This window comes from Curtobacterium guangdongense, from assembly GCF_049341845.1.
GTDB classification, from domain to species: domain Bacteria; phylum Actinomycetota; class Actinomycetes; order Actinomycetales; family Microbacteriaceae; genus Curtobacterium; species Curtobacterium guangdongense.
The window spans coordinates 204,519-220,842 of the sequence record NZ_JBMPIT010000002.1 but is presented as its reverse complement, the minus strand read 5'-3'; the positions used below and the strand labels follow the sequence as shown (position 1 = coordinate 220,842).

16 protein-coding genes are annotated in these 16,324 nt (G+C 70.5%); 11 read left to right on the top strand and 5 right to left on the bottom strand.

The annotated features are described in order from the left end of the window. Positions 1-45 precede the first annotated feature (45 nt). Genes ACO0E1_RS03455 through ACO0E1_RS03425 form a run of 7 tightly spaced genes read left to right on the top strand, consistent with a single transcriptional unit; the run spans position 46 to position 8,547 of the window. On the top strand, positions 46-1,638 hold the full coding sequence (locus ACO0E1_RS03455) for a peptide ABC transporter substrate-binding protein (protein ID WP_422872910.1): 1,593 nt from the start codon (positions 46-48) through the stop codon (positions 1,636-1,638). Between the two features lie 8 nt (positions 1,639-1,646). Beyond that, positions 1,647-3,044 (top strand): M14 family zinc carboxypeptidase, encoded by a 1,398-nt coding sequence (locus ACO0E1_RS03450; protein WP_422872909.1) that lies wholly within the window; start codon positions 1,647-1,649, stop codon positions 3,042-3,044. After that, the gene (locus tag ACO0E1_RS03445) at positions 3,044-3,985 is read left to right on the top strand and encodes an ABC transporter permease (protein ID WP_422872908.1); all 942 of its coding nucleotides are present in this window, start codon (positions 3,044-3,046) and stop codon (positions 3,983-3,985) included. Before ACO0E1_RS03450 ends, ACO0E1_RS03445 begins: the two co-directional genes overlap by 1 nt. Then, positions 3,982-4,872, top strand: a complete 891-nt coding sequence (locus ACO0E1_RS03440; RefSeq protein WP_422872907.1) for an ABC transporter permease — start codon at positions 3,982-3,984, stop codon at positions 4,870-4,872. The genes ACO0E1_RS03445 and ACO0E1_RS03440 overlap by 4 nt, the downstream gene beginning before the upstream one ends. A gap of 44 nt (positions 4,873-4,916) precedes the next feature. Beyond that, positions 4,917-6,335, top strand: a complete 1,419-nt coding sequence (locus tag ACO0E1_RS03435) for a serine hydrolase (RefSeq protein ID WP_422872906.1) — start codon at positions 4,917-4,919, stop codon at positions 6,333-6,335. Beyond that, positions 6,332-6,898, top strand: a complete 567-nt coding sequence (locus tag ACO0E1_RS03430) for a GbsR/MarR family transcriptional regulator (RefSeq protein ID WP_413602431.1) — start codon at positions 6,332-6,334, stop codon at positions 6,896-6,898. The genes ACO0E1_RS03435 and ACO0E1_RS03430 overlap by 4 nt, the downstream gene beginning before the upstream one ends. Continuing rightward, positions 6,895-8,547 (top strand): ABC transporter ATP-binding protein, encoded by a 1,653-nt coding sequence (locus ACO0E1_RS03425; RefSeq protein ID WP_422872905.1) that lies wholly within the window; start codon positions 6,895-6,897, stop codon positions 8,545-8,547. The genes ACO0E1_RS03430 and ACO0E1_RS03425 overlap by 4 nt, the downstream gene beginning before the upstream one ends. Before the next feature lie 163 nt (positions 8,548-8,710). On the opposite strand, the gene ACO0E1_RS03420 is transcribed toward ACO0E1_RS03425, so the two are convergent. Both ACO0E1_RS03420 and ACO0E1_RS03415 read right to left on the bottom strand, forming a co-directional pair. Beyond that, entirely contained in the window at positions 8,711-9,574 is an 864-nt protein-coding gene (locus ACO0E1_RS03420; RefSeq protein ID WP_422872904.1) for a helix-turn-helix domain-containing protein, read from the bottom strand. A 3-nt stretch (positions 9,575-9,577) separates the two neighbouring features. Further along, the gene (locus ACO0E1_RS03415) at positions 9,578-10,171 is read right to left on the bottom strand and encodes a hypothetical protein (protein ID WP_422872903.1); all 594 of its coding nucleotides are present in this window, start codon (positions 10,169-10,171) and stop codon (positions 9,578-9,580) included. 106 nt (positions 10,172-10,277) lie between these two features. On the opposite strand from ACO0E1_RS03415, the gene ACO0E1_RS03410 reads away from it, so the two are divergent. Genes ACO0E1_RS03410 through ACO0E1_RS03400 form a run of 3 tightly spaced genes read left to right on the top strand, consistent with a single transcriptional unit; the run spans position 10,278 to position 13,252 of the window. Next, positions 10,278-11,696 (top strand): sensor histidine kinase, encoded by a 1,419-nt coding sequence (locus ACO0E1_RS03410; protein ID WP_422872902.1) that lies wholly within the window; start codon positions 10,278-10,280, stop codon positions 11,694-11,696. 28 nt (positions 11,697-11,724) lie between these two features. Next, on the top strand, positions 11,725-12,387 hold the full coding sequence (locus ACO0E1_RS03405) for a response regulator transcription factor (protein WP_422872901.1): 663 nt from the start codon (positions 11,725-11,727) through the stop codon (positions 12,385-12,387). A 16-nt stretch (positions 12,388-12,403) separates the two neighbouring features. Then, the gene (locus ACO0E1_RS03400) at positions 12,404-13,252 is read left to right on the top strand and encodes an EamA family transporter (protein ID WP_422872900.1); all 849 of its coding nucleotides are present in this window, start codon (positions 12,404-12,406) and stop codon (positions 13,250-13,252) included. On the opposite strand, the gene ACO0E1_RS03395 is transcribed toward ACO0E1_RS03400, so the two are convergent. The 3 genes from ACO0E1_RS03395 to ACO0E1_RS03385 form a co-directional block, all read right to left on the bottom strand. Next, the gene (locus ACO0E1_RS03395; protein ID WP_281267341.1) at positions 13,225-13,377 is read right to left on the bottom strand and encodes a hypothetical protein; all 153 of its coding nucleotides are present in this window, start codon (positions 13,375-13,377) and stop codon (positions 13,225-13,227) included. The genes ACO0E1_RS03400 and ACO0E1_RS03395 overlap by 28 nt on opposite strands. A 126-nt stretch (positions 13,378-13,503) precedes the next feature. Next, the gene (locus ACO0E1_RS03390; protein WP_402729213.1) at positions 13,504-13,812 is read right to left on the bottom strand and encodes a hypothetical protein; all 309 of its coding nucleotides are present in this window, start codon (positions 13,810-13,812) and stop codon (positions 13,504-13,506) included. A gap of 83 nt (positions 13,813-13,895) precedes the next feature. Next, entirely contained in the window at positions 13,896-14,927 is a 1,032-nt protein-coding gene (locus ACO0E1_RS03385) for a LacI family DNA-binding transcriptional regulator (RefSeq protein WP_422872899.1), read from the bottom strand. Positions 14,928-15,031: 104 nt separating this feature from the next. On the opposite strand from ACO0E1_RS03385, the gene ACO0E1_RS03380 reads away from it, so the two are divergent. Further along, positions 15,032-16,321, top strand: a complete 1,290-nt coding sequence (locus ACO0E1_RS03380) for an ABC transporter substrate-binding protein (protein ID WP_422872898.1) — start codon at positions 15,032-15,034, stop codon at positions 16,319-16,321. Positions 16,322-16,324 lie beyond the last annotated feature (3 nt).

The following is a 16,324-nucleotide window of genomic DNA, read 5'->3' as shown; positions in this document are numbered from 1 at the left end:
AGCGGGCCTAGCTTCACTCATCAACGACGACCCGAGGAGAACTTCATGCGACGCAGGACGATCGCCGCGCTGGCCGCGGCGGCCACGGTGGCACTGGTGGCGACCGGCTGTTCGACAAGCGGCACCGCCGACTCGGGCTCCGGCTCGGGCGGCTCCCTGGTGTACGCGACGGGCGAGCCCGACCACCTGACCCCCGGGCGACAGACCGTCGCCTTCGACCAGGTGATGAGCTTGTTCGCCCCGCTGACGCAGACCGACGCGAAGGGCAAGCTCCACGACGTCGCCGCGAAGAGCGTCGAGAGCGACGACGCCACCACGTGGACGATCACCCTCCGCGACGGCTGGAAGTTCCAGAACGGCGAGACGGTCACGCCCGAGAGCTACGTCAAGGCGTGGAACTACGTCGCCTACGGCCCGAACGCGTGGGAGAACAGCGGGCAGCTCGCCTCGATCGTCGGCTACACCGACCTGAACCCGGCCTCCGGGACGCCGAAGACCAAGGAGATGTCGGGCCTGAAGGTCACGGGCGACGACACCTTCACGGTGACCCTGACCCACGCGGACAGCCAGTTCCCGCTGCAGCTCAGCCAGGCGCAGACGGCGTTCTACCCGATGCCCGACGCCGCCTACGACGACATGAAGGCGTACGACAAGAAGCCCATCGGCAACGGTCCCTACGAGATGACGAAGGCGTGGAAGGCGGACCAGGAGTTCACCGTCTCCGCGTGGAAGGGCTACGAGGGCACGAAGCCCACCACCGCGAACGTCACCTTCCGCAGCTACTCGGACATGAACACCGCCTACACCGACGTGCTCGCCGGGAACGCCGACGTGCTGTTCCTGCCGACCGACAAGATGACGAGCGCGAAGGCCGACTTCGGCGACAAGCTGCACTCGTTCGACGCACCCGGCATCGACTACCTCGGCTTCCCGCTCTGGGACGAGCGGTACTCGAACCCAGACGTCCGCCGCGCGATCTCGATGTCGATCAACCGCGAGCAGGTCAACAAGGCGATCTACGGCGGCCTGTACGACCCCGCCACGGCGCTCACCCCGCCGTCGATGTCCGGCACCGAGGAGGGCATCTGCGGGGACGCCTGCGAGTTCGACCCGGCGGCCGCCAAGAAGCTCCTGGCCTCGGCCGGGGGCTTCGACGGCACGATCACGCTCGTCTACCCGGGCGGCAACGGCCTCGACTCGCTGTACCAGGCGTACGCGAACCAGATCCGCCAGAACCTCGGCGTCGACACCGAGGCAAAGGCCACCACCGACTGGGCGTCGTACTACTCCGAGCTCACCGACAAGAAGATCGAGGGCCCGCACTTCGGACACTGGGGTGCGCTCTACATCAGCCAGCAGAACACCCTCCGGGCGCTGTTCACGACCGCGGGCGGCTGCTCGCCCTGCACCGGGTACTACCAGAGCGACGAGGTCGACTCGCTGCTCGCGAAGGCGGACTCCGCCGGATCGCAGGCCGAGGCGAACGAGTACTACACGCAGACGCAACAGGCGGTGCTGCGGGACTTCCCGATCGTGCCGACCTTCTTCGACAAGTACTCGTACGTCACCAGCGACAAGATCGCGAAGCTCCCCGCGGTGGCCGGCAGCCCGGTCATCGCGCAGATCGCCGTGAAGTAGGGCGCCACATGGACCGCGACACCATCCTCCGCCTCGTCTCCGAGGTCCCCGACCACGACGGCTTCCCGCTCGTCGACGACCTGCACGCCCGGTTCGACGCGCTCGCCGCGGCCCACCCGGACCAGGTCACGGTCACCCGCATCGGGACGAGCCGGCTCGGTGAGCCGCTCCACAGCTACCGCATCGGTTCCGGGTCGCACGCCGCCGTCATCGTCGGCGGCGTGCACCCGAACGAACCGATCGGCTCGTGGACCGCCCTGCATCTGGCGTCGACGATGCTCGAGGACCCGGTGGCGGCGGCCGCGCTCGACGTCACCTGGCACATCGTCCCGACGATCGACCCGGACGGGATGCGGCTCAACGAGGCGTGGTTCCACGACCCGCACGACCGGGTGTTCTACTCGCGGCACTTCTACCGGCCGGCTCCGGACAGCCAGGTGGAGTGGACGTTCCCGAACAGCTACAAGTCGGTGTACTTCGACCAGGTGCTGCCCGAGACGCTCGCGTTCATGCGCCTCATCGACGACACGGAGCCCGACCTGCTCGTGTCACTGCACAACGGCGAGATGGGCGGCGTCTACTACTACCTGTCCGAGGACCTCCCCGGTGTGATCGACGTGCTGCACGCCGTCCCGGAGTCGCTCGGGCTGCCGCTCGACACCGGGGAGCCCGAGTCGCCGTTCCTCCGCGAACTCGCCCCGGCGGTGTTCGCGATGGACGGGATCGAGACGGCGTACGACTACCTCGAAGGGCTCGGCGTCGACCCGGGCGAGCACATCCACGGGGCGTCGAGCGCGTCGTGGGCGATGCGGCACGGCGCGTTGTGCATGGTCGCGGAACTGCCGTACTGGAGCCACCCCGACGCCGACGACCAGACGCCGACGGACGAGTCGTACGCCGACCTGCTCCGACGCTGCGCTGACGAGCTCGGTGCGTCGGGGACGGAGCTGCAGGAGATCCTCGACCTGGCGTCGCCGATGACCACGATCGAGACGCCGTTCCTCGAGGGGTCGCGGGCGTTCATCCCGATGCTCCTCTCCGGCCCGGAGACCGACCGTGCCCGGGCCGATCGTGAGCCGGCCGACCGGATGGCAACCGTTGCCGAGCGGTTCGGCTGCGAGGACCTGGTCCGCTGCTTCCGCCTCCGTTACGGCGGCATGCTGCTGCGGGCGCTCGAGGCGGAGACGACCGCCGGCACGGCGTCGGCGCCGCTCCGGCGGCTCCGGGACCGGCTCGCCGAGCGCTACGCGCTCTGGCAGGCGGACGCGGTGACCGGCGCGGCGCCGATCCCGGTGGGCAAGCTCGTGGGGGTGCAGTTCGGGGCGATCCTCGCCTGCGCGAGTCACGTGGTGGAGCCGAGCCGTGGGCCCAGTCCGGTGTCCGCGTCCATCCCGGGAGGCTCGTGATGCGTCCGACGCTCACCGTCGGCCGCCGCCTCGGCGGCCTGGTGATCGTGTTCCTCGGGGTGACGTTCCTCATCTACGCGATGACCTTCGCCCTGCCGGGTGACCCGATCCGGGCGCTCGGCGGCGACCGACCGCTCAGCGACTCGGTCGTCCGGGCGCTGCGAGCGGAGTACCACCTCGACCAGCCGCTCTGGCTGCAGTACGTGCAGTACCTCGGCGGGCTGTTCCGTGGGGACTTCGGCACCGACTTCAACGGCCAGTCGGTCGGGGAGCAGATGGCCTCCCGCTGGCCGGTCACGATCACGCTGGCGCTCACCGCGTGGGCGCTCGAGATCGTCCTCGGCATCGGGCTCGGTGTGCTGTCGGCCCTCAAGCGCGGGACGGCGCTCGACAGGACGGTGCTCGTCGGCACGATCGTCGTCGGCGCGATCCCGGTGTTCGTCCTCGGCGTCGCGCTGCAGCTCGTGTTCTCGGTGCGGCTGCACTGGTTCCCGGTCGCCGGGGCGACCGCCGGCTGGCCGACCGCTTACGTCCTGCCGGCGTTCGTCATCGCGCTGTTCGGCCTCGCGGCGGTGTCCCGGCTCACCAGGACGTCGATGATCGAGACGCTCGACGCCGACTACGTCCGGACGGCCCGCGCGAAGGGACTCACGCCGGGGCGGATCGTCGGGGTGCACGTGATGCGGAACTCGCTCATCCCGACGGCGACCTACCTGGCGACGGACCTCGGGTACCTGATGGGCGGCACCGTGATCATCGAGGGCATCTTCAACCTCCCAGGCGTCGGGAACCTGCTGTTCCAGGGGATCCGGTCGCACGAGGGCGCGGTGGTCGTCGGGATCTCGACGGCGCTCATCCTCGTCTTCCTGGTCACGAGCGTGCTCGTCGACCTGCTGCACGCCGCCCTCGACCCGCGCGTCCGGACGGGAGCCGCCGCATGACCACATCAGCCATCGGCGCGACGGTCGAACCGGTCGTCGCCGCTCGACGCCGGCCCCTCGTCGCGGCAGTCCGGACCCCGGGGTTCTGGGTACCCGCAGCAGTGCTCGCGATCATCCTGCTCATCGCGGCCTTCCCGCAGCTGTTCGCCGGGCTCTTCGGCCACGGGGACCCCCGCGTCTGCCAGCTCGGGCGGAGCGGTGCGTCCCCGACGGCCGGGCACCCGTTCGGGTTCGACCTGCAGGGGTGCGACGTGTACGCGAACGTGGTCTACGGCACCCGGTCGTCGATCTCCGTCGCCGTGCTGACCACCGTGCTCGCCGGCATGGTCGCGGTCGTCGTCGGTACCGTCGCGGGCATGGTCGGCGGATGGGTGGACGCGGTCCTCGCGCGCCTGACGGACGTGTTCCTCGGCTTCCCGTTCCTGCTCGGTGCCGTCGTCGTGCTGAACAGCGTCGGCGAGCGCTCGGTCCTGACCGTGTCGCTCGTGCTCGCGCTCTTCGGCTGGCCGACCATGGCCCGACTCGTCCGTTCGAGCGTCCGCGGCGTCCGGAACGCCGAGTTCGTGCTCGCCGCCCGCACGATGGGACTCTCCACGTGGCGCATCACGACCAGGTACGTGCTGCCGTCGTCGATCTCGCCGCTGCTCGTCCTCGCGACGATCACGATCGGCGGGGTGATCGTGTCCGAGTCGACCCTGACCTACCTCGGCATCGGCCTGGAGAGCCCGGCGATCTCCTGGGGGCTGCAGCTCTCCGCTGCCACGAGCCAGTTCCTCCGCGCCCCGCACATGCTCATCGCTCCCGCCACCTTCCTCGCGGTCACCGTGCTCGCCGTGATCGCGCTCGGCGACACGCTGCGCGCGGCGCTCGACCCCCGACGGCGTTGAACAGGCCAGTCTTGACCCAAGTGACCAGACCTCGAGAGGACACCATGACCGACACCGCCGTCACGCTGGACGCGTACCGGAAGACCCTGCCCTACATCCGCGAGTGGGTGGCGTACAAGGTCTGGCAGCTCCGTGTGCCCGGCGTGCAGGTCGCGATCGGGTTCCAGGGCCAGGAGCTCTTCTCCGACGCCTGGGGGTACGCGGACGTCGAGGCCGGCCGCCGCCTGACCACGGAGGACATCTTCCGGATCGCGTCGCACTCGAAGACGTTCACCGCGACCGCGCTCCTGCTGCTCGCGGAGCGCGGGTCCCTCCGACTCGACGACACCGTCGGCACGTACGTCCCGGCGCTGGTCGACGGCGGGTCGCCCATCGCGGACGCCACGATCCGGGAGCTCATGGAGATGGGCGCAGGCGTCATCCGCGACGGGCACGACGGCGACTACTGGTCGCTGCAGCGCGCGTTCCCGGACGAGTCCGAGCTCCTGGCGCTCGTGCTCGACCGTGGACAGAAGGTCCCGGCCGGGTCGTCGTTCAACTACTCCAACCTCGGGTACTCGTTGCTCGGGCTGGTCATCGCCGCGGTGTCGGGGAAGTCCTACAACGACTTCGTCCGTGAGGCCGTCGTCGAACCCCTGGGCCTGCGGAACACCGGCCCCGACTACGACCCCGCCCGCGAGGACGAGTTCGTCGTCGGCTACTCCGGCTTCCACGTCGCGCGCACGCGGCAGCGCATCGCCCACGTCGACACCCGGGCGATGGCCGCGGCGACCGGGTTCCACGGCACCGCCTCGGACCTGGTCCGCTACTTCTCCGCACACGTCCTCGGCCAGGGCGACCTGCTGAGTGACCACTCGAAGCGTCTGGCGCAGCGGAAGTCGTGGAGCGCATCCGACGACGATCCGAGCGCCCGCGGCTACGGTGCCGGGTTCATCGTCGACCGTATCGGGGGTCGTGAGATCCGCGGCCACTCCGGTGGCTTCCCGGGGCACATCACGCAGTCGCTCTTCGATCCCGCGTCCTCGCTCGTCGTCTCGGTGATGACCAGCGCCGCGGCCGGCCCCGCGACGCTCCTCGCGACCGGGATCGTGCACCTGCTCGACGCCGCCGCAGACGCCGGCGCACCCGGAGCTGCGGTCACCGACGACGCCGTCGCCGCGAGCTACACCGGCCGGTACGCGAACCCGTGGGGCGTCACCGACGTCGCGCGGGTCGGGGACCGCCTGCTCGCGATCGACCCGTCCGGCCCCGACCCCCTCGAGTCGCCGACGCGCCTGGAGGTCGTCGACGCCGACACCCTCCGGATGACCCACGGCAACCGCTTCGGCTCCGTCGACGAGGACATCGTGTTCACCCGCGACGCCGACGGCGCGGTGACCGGCATCCGCGGCAGTGGCGGCATGAGCGAAGAGCCGTGGTCCGTCCCCGAGGAGACCCCGACGGTCGCGGCGGGCCTGGCGTGAGCAACGGCACCGAGGGGGACCGGGCCGACCACCTGCACCTCGAACCCGAGCGCCAGGCGTTCGTCGAGGAGTTCGCGATCATGCTCGCGGACGGCGCCGGCATGCCGCTCACCGATGCGAGGGTGCTCGGCTACCTCATCATGACGCGAGCCCCGTACTCGTCCTCCGCGGACCTGCAGGCAGCACTCGGCGCCAGCTCGGGATCTGTTTCGATGGCCACGAGGCGGCTCGCCGACTCGGGGTTCGTGAAGCGTCACACGGTGCCGGGGGAGCGGAGCCACTTCTTCCGCGCCGAGACCGACGTGTGGGGCAGCTGGCTCGCCGGGGAGCGGAAGTACCTCGACCGGCAGCGCGACATCATCGCCCGCGGGCTCGCCGTGGTCGAGCAGGACGGCCACACCGCGGCGGGGGACGTCGACGCTCCCGTGCGCGAGCGACTCCGCAACGGCCGCGACTACATGCAGTGGCTGAACGGCCACCACCACAAGATGCTCGAGGACTGGGAGGCCTTCAAGGCCGCGCGGGACACGGGCGACGACGCACCAGGAACGGGATCGCCATGACCGACCACGTGCTCGAGATCGACCACCTCACCGTCGTGTTCGACATCGACGGCGAGCGCGTCGTCGCCGTCGACGACGCGTCCTTCACGGTCGCACGCGGCGAGGTGGTCGCGGTCGTCGGTGAGTCCGGCTCCGGGAAGAGCATGACCGCGATGACGGCCATGGGCATCGCGCCGGACGGGGCACGCGCGTCCGGTTCGATCGTGCTCGGTGGTGTCGAGGTCCTGACCGCGAGCGAGCAGCACCTCCGCGAGGTCCGTGGCCGCCGCGTGTCGATGATCTTCCAGGACCCGTCGGCCGCGCTCAACCCGGTGTTCACCATCGGGTTCCAGATCGCGGAAGCGGTCCGCCGCGCCGATCCGTCGCTCGACCGGGCCGGTGCGCGCGAGCGGTCCCTCGAGCTGCTGCGCGTGGTCGAGGTCCCGGAACCCGAGCGCCGGCTGCGGCAGTACCCGCATGAACTGTCGGGAGGACAGTGCCAACGCGTGATGATCGCGATGGCGCTCGCCGCCGACCCAGAACTCCTCATCGCGGACGAGCCGACGACCGCGCTCGACGTCACCGTCCAGGCCGAGGTCCTCGACGTGCTCCGACGGCTCCGGGATCGCACCGGCACCGCGATCCTCCTCATCACGCACGACATGGGCGTCGTCGCCGACATCGCCGACCGCGTCGTCGTGATGCGTCGTGGCCAGGTCGTCGAGACCGGGACGGCGAGCGCCGTCTTCGCGGCCCCCGCCGCCGACTACACCCGTGACCTGTTGGCCGCCGTCCCCCGCATGGCGCTGCACGCGCGGGAGGACCGGGTCGAACCCGCCACGCCGGTCCCGACGACCGTCCTGGACGTCCGAGGTCTCGTCGTCGAGTACGGCGGCGGGTTGCGACGGCGCTTCCGAGCCGTCGACGACGTTTCGTTCACCGTCGGGCGCGGGGAGATCGTCGGTCTGGTCGGCGAGTCCGGCAGCGGCAAGACGACCATCGGGCGGGCTGCGGTCGGCCTCGCGCCGATCACCGGCGGCACGATCTCAGTGGACGGCACGGACGTCGCCGGAGCGAGCCGTGCTGCGCGTCGCACGATGCGGCAGCGTGTCGGTGTCGTCTTCCAGAACCCGCTCCGGTCGCTCAACCCCCGCTACTCGGTCGGCCAGACGGTGGCGGAGCCGCTGCGGCAGATCCTCCGGCTGTCCGCGCGGGAGACCGAGGAACGCGTCGAACGGCTCCTGTCCGACGTCGGGCTCGACGGCGGGTTCCGCGAGCGGTTCCCGCACGAGCTCTCGGGAGGACAACGGCAACGCGTCGCCATCGCCCGCGCCGTGGCCCTCGACCCGGCGCTGCTCATCGCCGACGAGCCGACGAGTGCGCTCGACGTGTCGGTCCAGGCGCGCGTGCTGGACGTGTTCCGCGAGCTCCAGGAGCGCCTCGGGTTCGCATGCCTGTTCGTGACCCACGACCTCGCCGTCGTCGACACCCTGTGCGACCGCGTCGTCGTGCTGCACCAGGGCCGTGTCGCCGAGCAGGGCACGTGCGACGACATCCTCCGCGACCCACAGGACCCGTACACCCGCCGACTCATCCAGGCAGCCCCGGTCCCCGACCCCGAGGAACAGGCCGCCCGCCGCGCGACCCGTCTGGCCACCGCGGCCTCCTGACCCGCGCCTGCTCGCCCACTCGCGCGCACTCGCGCGCGCCCGCTTTCCCACCGCGCGCCTGACCTCACCCCAAGCGGCCCCCCCGATCCTGCGCGCAGGTTTTCCCTTTTCCCGATGACGGATCCGGTCCCCGAACCCCGGGGATCGGGAACCGGATCCGTCATCACCGAATCCAAAGTCCTGGTCCGGCCCGAACGATGTCGTCCGCGCTCGCGTCGACCCGTGCGAGCGTCCGGCGGAGCGCCTTCGCGGACCGGAACCCGAACCGTCGTGCGGCGTCGGTGGGCTCGGCGCCGAGGCGCAGTGCCGTCCTGACCTCGAGTGTCCGGAGCCACCTGGAGAACTCGTCGGGTGTCAGGCCGGTCTGGGCACGAAAGCGACGGAGGAGCGTGGACGGTGAGACGTTCGCGAGCGCGGCGAGCTCCGGCACCGTCGGCGACGGCCCGGGTTCCGCGATGGCGTCGATGCAGCGCGTGAGGCTGTTGTCTCGGAGAACCGGCGGGCGCCATGCTGCGACGAGCGCGACGACCAGGACCCGTGCGAGGGCGTCGCGCCGCGGACCCGGCCACCGCTCCGCGCCCTGCTCGACGATGTGCCGCAGCGTCACCGCGACGTCGGTGTCCGCGAAGGGGTGCCCTGCGGTCGTGGAGAAGTCGGGGAGTGCGAGCGCCTCGGGCATCAACGGGCCGAACGTCGCGATGCCGTGGTGCACTCCGGTCATCTGGAACGGGAGGCCGAAGTCGGCGTCCGGATTGGAGACGCGTGGAGGCGGGTTCCCGGCCGGATCCGTCCCCACCCATGCCGGCGCACCGGGAGACAGGAAGGCCGCTTTGCCGCGTTCGAGCATCTCCTCGTCCTCGCCGCGGCCCACCCAGATCTGGTCGGACTGCGTGGCGATCCACAGGTGGCCAGGCCGCTCATCCGGGAAGTGATGGGTCCAGGCGGAGCCGGGGTCAGCCTCCAGTTCGTCGCTGTACGCGACCTGCAGTCCGACCGCATCCACCAGCGCGCGGAGCGCGTCGGCCATGTGTCAGCGCACGTCGGCCGTGGTCCAGAGGTACCGCGCTCCGGCACGGACCGGACGGAGGAGCGGGCCGACGAAGAGCGCGGCGGCGGCGAGGAACGCGACGATCTGGGCGACCGCCGGGGTCGTGAAGAGGATGGTGAGCATGGTCTGCGTCGCCTGGGGAAGGGTGCCGAGCCAGATCGCGAGGCCGCCGAGCAGCCACACCGCGGCGGCGACGGCGATCACCCAGCCGGCGATCCGCGTCGCGCCGGTGCTGCGCCGGAGCACCACGACGCCGAACGCGATGAGCAGGGCCTCCGACGCGATCGACAGGATCGTCGAGACGGGGAACGACAGCGCGCCCAGCGGGACCCAGCTCAGCGCGAAGCAGAGCACCGCCAGTGCGAACCCGAGTGTTGTCCGGTCGCTCCGACGCCACGCGACCCACCCCACGACGACCGCCGCGAGCCCGCCGACGACGGCGCCGACGCGCAGGGCGATCGTCCCGGGGTCCCACTGCGTCAGGGTCACCAGGCCCGCGAAACCGCTCAGCGCGGGTGCGAGCGCGGCGACCACCGCGGCGAGGGCGATCCATCGGTCCCTGACAGCTGCGTCCATGGATGCAACATACTATGGGCGGTCCGAGCGGGGTGGGGTTATCCCCACCCCGGATCCGGGAGGGGGCAGGATGGGGCGGGAAGCCCACGTTCGCGAGGCTTGACCCATGACCGACACCGACCGTCTCGACCAGGCAATCACCGTGCCGCTGGACGACGCCATCCCCGCACCGCCAGGAGCCACACCGCCCATGCCCCCGCAGCCCACCGCCGGCTCGTTCTACCGCGAGGCATGGAAGCGGCTCCCGCGCGACTTCGGCTACATGGCGCTGACGGCGGTGCTCCTCTGCACGCTCTACTTCGTCTTCCCCGCAGCGGTCCTCGGTGGCGGATTCCGTGACCTCTTCAACCCGTTCGTTCTGCTGATGTTCTTCATCGCGCTGTTCGTGGCGCGGTGGCTCGGGCAATTCGAGCGGCTCCGCATCTCGTGGGCGGACCCCCGGCCGATCCGCCCGGTGGACTGGACGCCGCGCTGGCAGCAGAACTGGTGGACGCGGACGGGCTCGGCGGTCGCGAACCCGCACTACTGGCTGTACCTGCTGCACGCCGCGGTCGTCTACCCGCTCACCGCGCTCGTCACGGTGGGCGCCGGTGCGCTGCTCGTCGTCGGGTTCTTCGGGCCGTTCGTCGCCGGGTTCACCGCGCTGCGCTACGGCTGGGACATCAACGTCTTCCTGATGCAGAACAGCTTCGACCAGAGCTGGGCGTGGATCCTCGGGGCGCTGGCCTGCGCGGTGAGCGTCTCGGCATCGGTCGTGCTGTTCCCGCTCTGGGCGCGCGGCTCGGTGCTCGCGCACTACTGGGTCGACTTCGGGCTGCTCGGCGGGTTCCGTGCCGAGGTGCTCGAGCGTCGGGTCGCCGGTCTGCAGGCCTCCCGCGCCGGTGCGGTGACGGCCGAGGGACAGGCGCTCCGACAGATCGAGCGTGACCTGCACGACGGCCCGCAGCAGCGGCTCGTGCGGCTCCGGATGGACCTCTCGGCCGCGGAGCGTGCCTTCGACAAGGACCCCGACAAGGCGAAGCAGCTCATCGGCGAGGCGTCGGAGCACGCGAAGGACGCGCTCGACGAGCTCCGCGCACTCTCCCGCGGGTTCGCGCCGCCGATCCTGCTCGACCGCGGGCTGGTCGCAGCGCTCGAGGCCCTCGTCGCACGCACCCCGATCCCCGTCGGACTCGACGTCCGCCTGCCCGACGGGCTCGAGCTCGCGACGGAGATCCAGCGGAACGTGTACTTCACGGTGTCCGAGCTCCTGACGAACACGACGAAGCACGCCGGAGCGTCGACGGCAGGCGTGTACCTGGGGCTCGTGGTGGACGCCTCGTCGGTCTGGTACCTCACGGTGAGCGTCACGGACGACGGCGTCGGGGGAGCGAGCGTGCAGGAGGGCCACGGCATCGAGGGGCTCATGGGGCGCATGCGAGCCCTCGACGGCGAGCTGACGGTGTCGAGCCCCGAGGGTGGTCCGACCGAGGCCACCGCGCGGATCCCGCTCGGCGCACTGAACGGGGTGCCGACCGCCCGCTAGGGTCCCCGTCTCCCGGTAGGGTTGGGGCATGACCGACGGCCCGGATGCAGCACGCATCCGGGCCGTCGTCGTCGACGACGCGGTCCTGCTCCGCGAGGGGCTGTCCCGCGTCCTCGACGAAGCCGGCATCGAGGTCGTCGGCCAGTACGCCGACGCCGTCTCGTTCCTCGCGACGCTGCCCGATGGCGCCCCGGATGTCGTCATCATGGACGTCCGGATGCCGCCGACCTTCACCGACGAAGGCGTCCGCGCCGCCGTCGAGACCCGCCGACTCGCACCGTCCACCGGGGTGCTGCTCCTGTCGCAGTACGTCGAGGCCACCTACGCCGAGGACGTCCTCGCGTCGGGCTCGTCCGGCATCGGCTACCTGCTCAAGGACCGTGTCACGCGGCTCGAGGAGATCGACGACGCCGTCCGACGGATCGCCTCCGGCGGCACCGTCCTCGACCCCGAGGTCGTCACCCAGCTCATGAGCCGCCGCCGCGACCCACTCGAGGCGCTCACGCCGCGCGAGCGCGAGGTGCTCGGGCTGATGGCAGAGGGCCGGACCAACGCCGCGATCGCCCGGGCGCTCGTCATCGGCACCGGGGCCGTCGAGAAGCACGTGTCGAGCATCTTCGCCAAGCTCGCGCTCGAGGACACCGGCGAGGACCACCGCCGCGTCCTCGCCGTGCTCGCCTACCTGGGATGAAACGGGGTCCGCTCGGATGACCCGTGTGCCCGCTCCGCTGCTGGCGCTCGCCGCGATCGTCTCCGTGCAGCTCGGCGCCGCCATCGCGAAGACCCGCTTCGACGAGGTCGGCTCCGTCGGCGCGGCCACGCTCCGGCTCGTGATCGGTGCGGTCGTGCTCGCGCTCGTCGTCCGTCCCCGTGTCCGCCACTGGAACCGGGCGCAGTGGCTCGGCGCGATCGGCCTCGGTCTGGCGCTCGGCGGCATGAACGTGTTCATCTACCTGGCCTTCGCGAGCATCCCCATCGGGGTCGCCGTGACGATCGAGTTCCTCGGCCCACTCGCACTGTCGCTCGTGCACACCCGACGGTGGCGCGACGTGCTCTGGGCGGTCCTGGCGCTCGCCGGCGTCGTCCTGCTCGGTGTCGGGCCGTCCGCGGTCACGCAACTCGGCGGCATCGCGTTCGCCGTGGCCGCCGCGGTGTGCTGGGCCGGCTACATCGTGATGAACCGGCACGTCGGATCGATCATCCCCGGCGTCGACGGACTCGCGGTGTCGATGCTCGTCGCGATGCTCGTGTCCCTGCCGTTCGGACTCCGCACCGCCGTGACGGGCATCGTCGCCGACCCGACGCTGCTCGTCGTCTTCGGCGCGGTCGCGGTGCTGTCGAGCGTGCTGCCCTACGCGTTGGAGATGCTCGCGCTCCGGCGGATGCCGACGCGCGTGTTCGGCATCCTGCAGAGTCTCGGCCCCGCGGTCGCCGCGCTCGCCGGACTCCTCGTGCTCCACGAGGCGTTGTCACTCGTGGAGCTCTTGGCGCTCGCGTGCGTCACCGCGGCGAGCGTCGGCGTGACCGTCTACTCCTCGCGGAGGAAGTCGGCGTAGGTCGGTTCGTGCTGCTCACCCGAGAGGAGCGCCGGATCGTTCACGCGGCGGTCGACGTAGGCGGCGATGACCTCGGGCGGCGTGAGCACGTGTGCGACCCAGGACGGCACCTCGCTGCGCTTCATCGTGCCTCCTTCCGGTCGTGCGTTCCGAGCCAGAAATCTCGATGATCGAGATTCTTTGCGTCCCCGCACTCCGTAAACGATCTCGCTCGCGGTGTGCTGTGTCAATCGAGTGCGTCATACGGACTCTCAGCGCTCGTTCCGTCCCTGATCGGCCCTGAGTGTCCGGTGTTTGACGGCTGATCGCCAGACCCACGCCTCGGCCTGTTGCCCGAACTGCGCCCACTCGACGAGCACGGCATCGCGGGTCCAGCTCTTCGCGAACGCCTTGACCCGCACGTGGAAGGTGGGGAACTGGATCCACGCCCACACCGGCACCGGCGTGACGGCGTGGCACGCGTCCGGGCCGCGGGCGTCGTCGGACAGGGAGTAGGCGCGCGGACGTTCGACCTCCGGGTGTTCCGGGGGCTGCCACCGGTTCTCGCGACGCCGTCCCACGACGGTATTCGAACGTGTGTTCGAACGGTCGTCAAGTCGTGCGCGCCGAACGGCCCGCGCGCGATCGTGCTGCGGGCATGTCGTCAGGCCGGTGCCGGGCCGGTCGACTCGCGCACGCTGAGGGTCAGGAGTGGTCCTGGCTCGGACGGCAGCACGGTCTCGAGGTCGATCTGCCGACGGAGCAGGGTCGCCGCGCGCTGCCCGAGCTCGACGGTGTCACGCGTCAGGGAGGTGATCGCGGGTCGGACGAGCTGGATCATCGCCGAGTCGTCGAACGACACGATGGACACGGCACCCGGGACCGACCGGCGCATCTCGCTCGCGACGCCGAGGCCGGCGACGGCGAGCACGTCGTTGTCGTACACGATCGCCGTCGGCGGTGCCGCGCGGGAGAGGAGGTCCCTGGTCGCGGCGGCGCCGCTCTCGGCCGAGTAGTCGGTGGGGATCGAGACGGTCTCGGTGAGGCCGTGCGTCGACGAGAACGAGCGGAGTCGGTCGATCCGCATCGCGGTGTGCTCGAACTCCGGGCGCCCGGCGACGTGCGCGATCCGACGGTGCCCGAGAGCGTGCAGGTAGCGGAACACGGTGTCCGCCGCCTCGGAGTCGTCGATCCACACGCTCGGGGCTGCGCCGTCGGGGGACGGGTGCGATCCGACGACGACGGTCGGCATGCCGAGGTCGGCGAGCAGCCGGAGTCGCGGATCGTCGCGCCGCGGGTCGATGAGCACGACACCGTCCACGCGGTGTCCGCTCCACCAGTCGCGGTAGGTCTGGAGCTCCTCCTCGGCATCGCGGGCGACGAGCAGGTTCATCCCGACGTGCGACCCCGCGAGACCGAGTTGGATACCCGAGATCAGGTCGCCGAAGAAGGACTCCGTGCCGAGCGTGCGAGCCGGCCGGTTCAGCACGAACCCGATCGATCCGGCCCGTGCGCCCCCGAGCGCCCGTGCCGCGGTGTGCGGCTGCCAGTCGAGCTCGCGCGCAACCGCTCGGACCCTGGCGCGGGTCGCGTCGGACACCCCGGGGCGGTCGTTCAGCGCGAACGACACGGCGCTGATCGACACGCCGGCCTTCGCGGCGATGTCCGCGATCGTCGTTCGTCGCTTGCTGGCCATGGGCTTGACTATAGCGTTTTAGTTCTTCATAGTCGTGCACATCCACCGGTTCGGCGACCAGGACTGAACCGGTTCAGTCGCCACGAACAAGGGAGTCCGACGCGATGAGAACGACCACACACACCACCGGGCGCGCCATCGCCCTCCTCGCCGGGGCCGCTGCCACGGCACTCGTCCTCGCCGGCTGCTCCACCGGCGGCGGCACGTCGAACGGCGGCGACGGCTCGGTCTCCGGCACGATCACGCTCCAGACCTGGGCACTCACGCCGACGTACACCGACTACCTCGACAGCGTGATCGCCGGCTTCGAGAAGAAGCACCCCGACGCGAAGGTCAAGCTCCAGGACCAGCCCGGCGACGGCTACGCGGACAAGGTCCTCAGCCAGGCGTCGAGCAACTCGCTCCCCGACGTCATCAACCTGCCGCCGGACATCGCGCTGCCGCTGGCCAAGCGCGGCTTCCTGCAGGACGTGTCGAAGGACGACAGCAAGCTCTCGAGCACCTACGTCGCCGGCGCGCTCGATGCGTACGAGTACAAGGGGGTCGACGGCACGTACGGCTACCCGTGGTACCTCAACACCGACGTCGACTACTGGAACTCCGAGATGTTCGCCAAGTGCGGGCTCGACGCGGACAACCCGCCGAAGACCGTCGACGACCTCTTCACGCAGGCCGAGACGATGCACAAGGCCTGCCCCGACGACTACCTGATGAGCCGCAAGCCGGGCCTCAGCGACTTCTCGCTCGCCGGCGTGAAGATCATCAACGCCGACGGCACGAAGTTCACCTTCGCGGACTCGACCAAGGCGGCCGACCTCATCGACCGCTACGCCAAGGCCTACCAGGACGGCCTCATGCCCTCCACGGTCCTGAACAGCGACTACCTCGGCAACTCCACCCTGTTCACGCAGGGCAAGGTCGCATGGACGACCGGTGGCGCCACCGCGCTCAGCGACATCGAGAAGAACAACCCGTCGCTGAAGGGCAAGGTCACGGTCTCCCCGGCGCTCGACACCCCACCGCTGTACGTGCAGGGCCTGTCGGTGTCGAGCAAGTCGAAGCACCTCGCCACGGCCGAGGCCTTCGCGCAGTACATGACGAACGCCGACAACCAAGAGGCCTTCGCCCACAAGGTCAACATCTTCCCGTCGACGAAGTCCTCGCAGTCCGACCCGTTCTTCTCGAAGGACGACGGCACCGTGAACGGCAAGGCCCGCGTGCTCGCGAACGAGGCCCTGAAGACCGCGAAGAACCTCAACCCGGTCCAGGCGAACTCCGCGATGACGGACTTCCTCGACCAGCAGATCGCCCTCGCGATGAAGGGCCAGGTGACCGCGAAGCAGGCGCTCGAGACGGCGCAGACCAAGATGAACACCCTGCTCGCCAACGGCTGATCC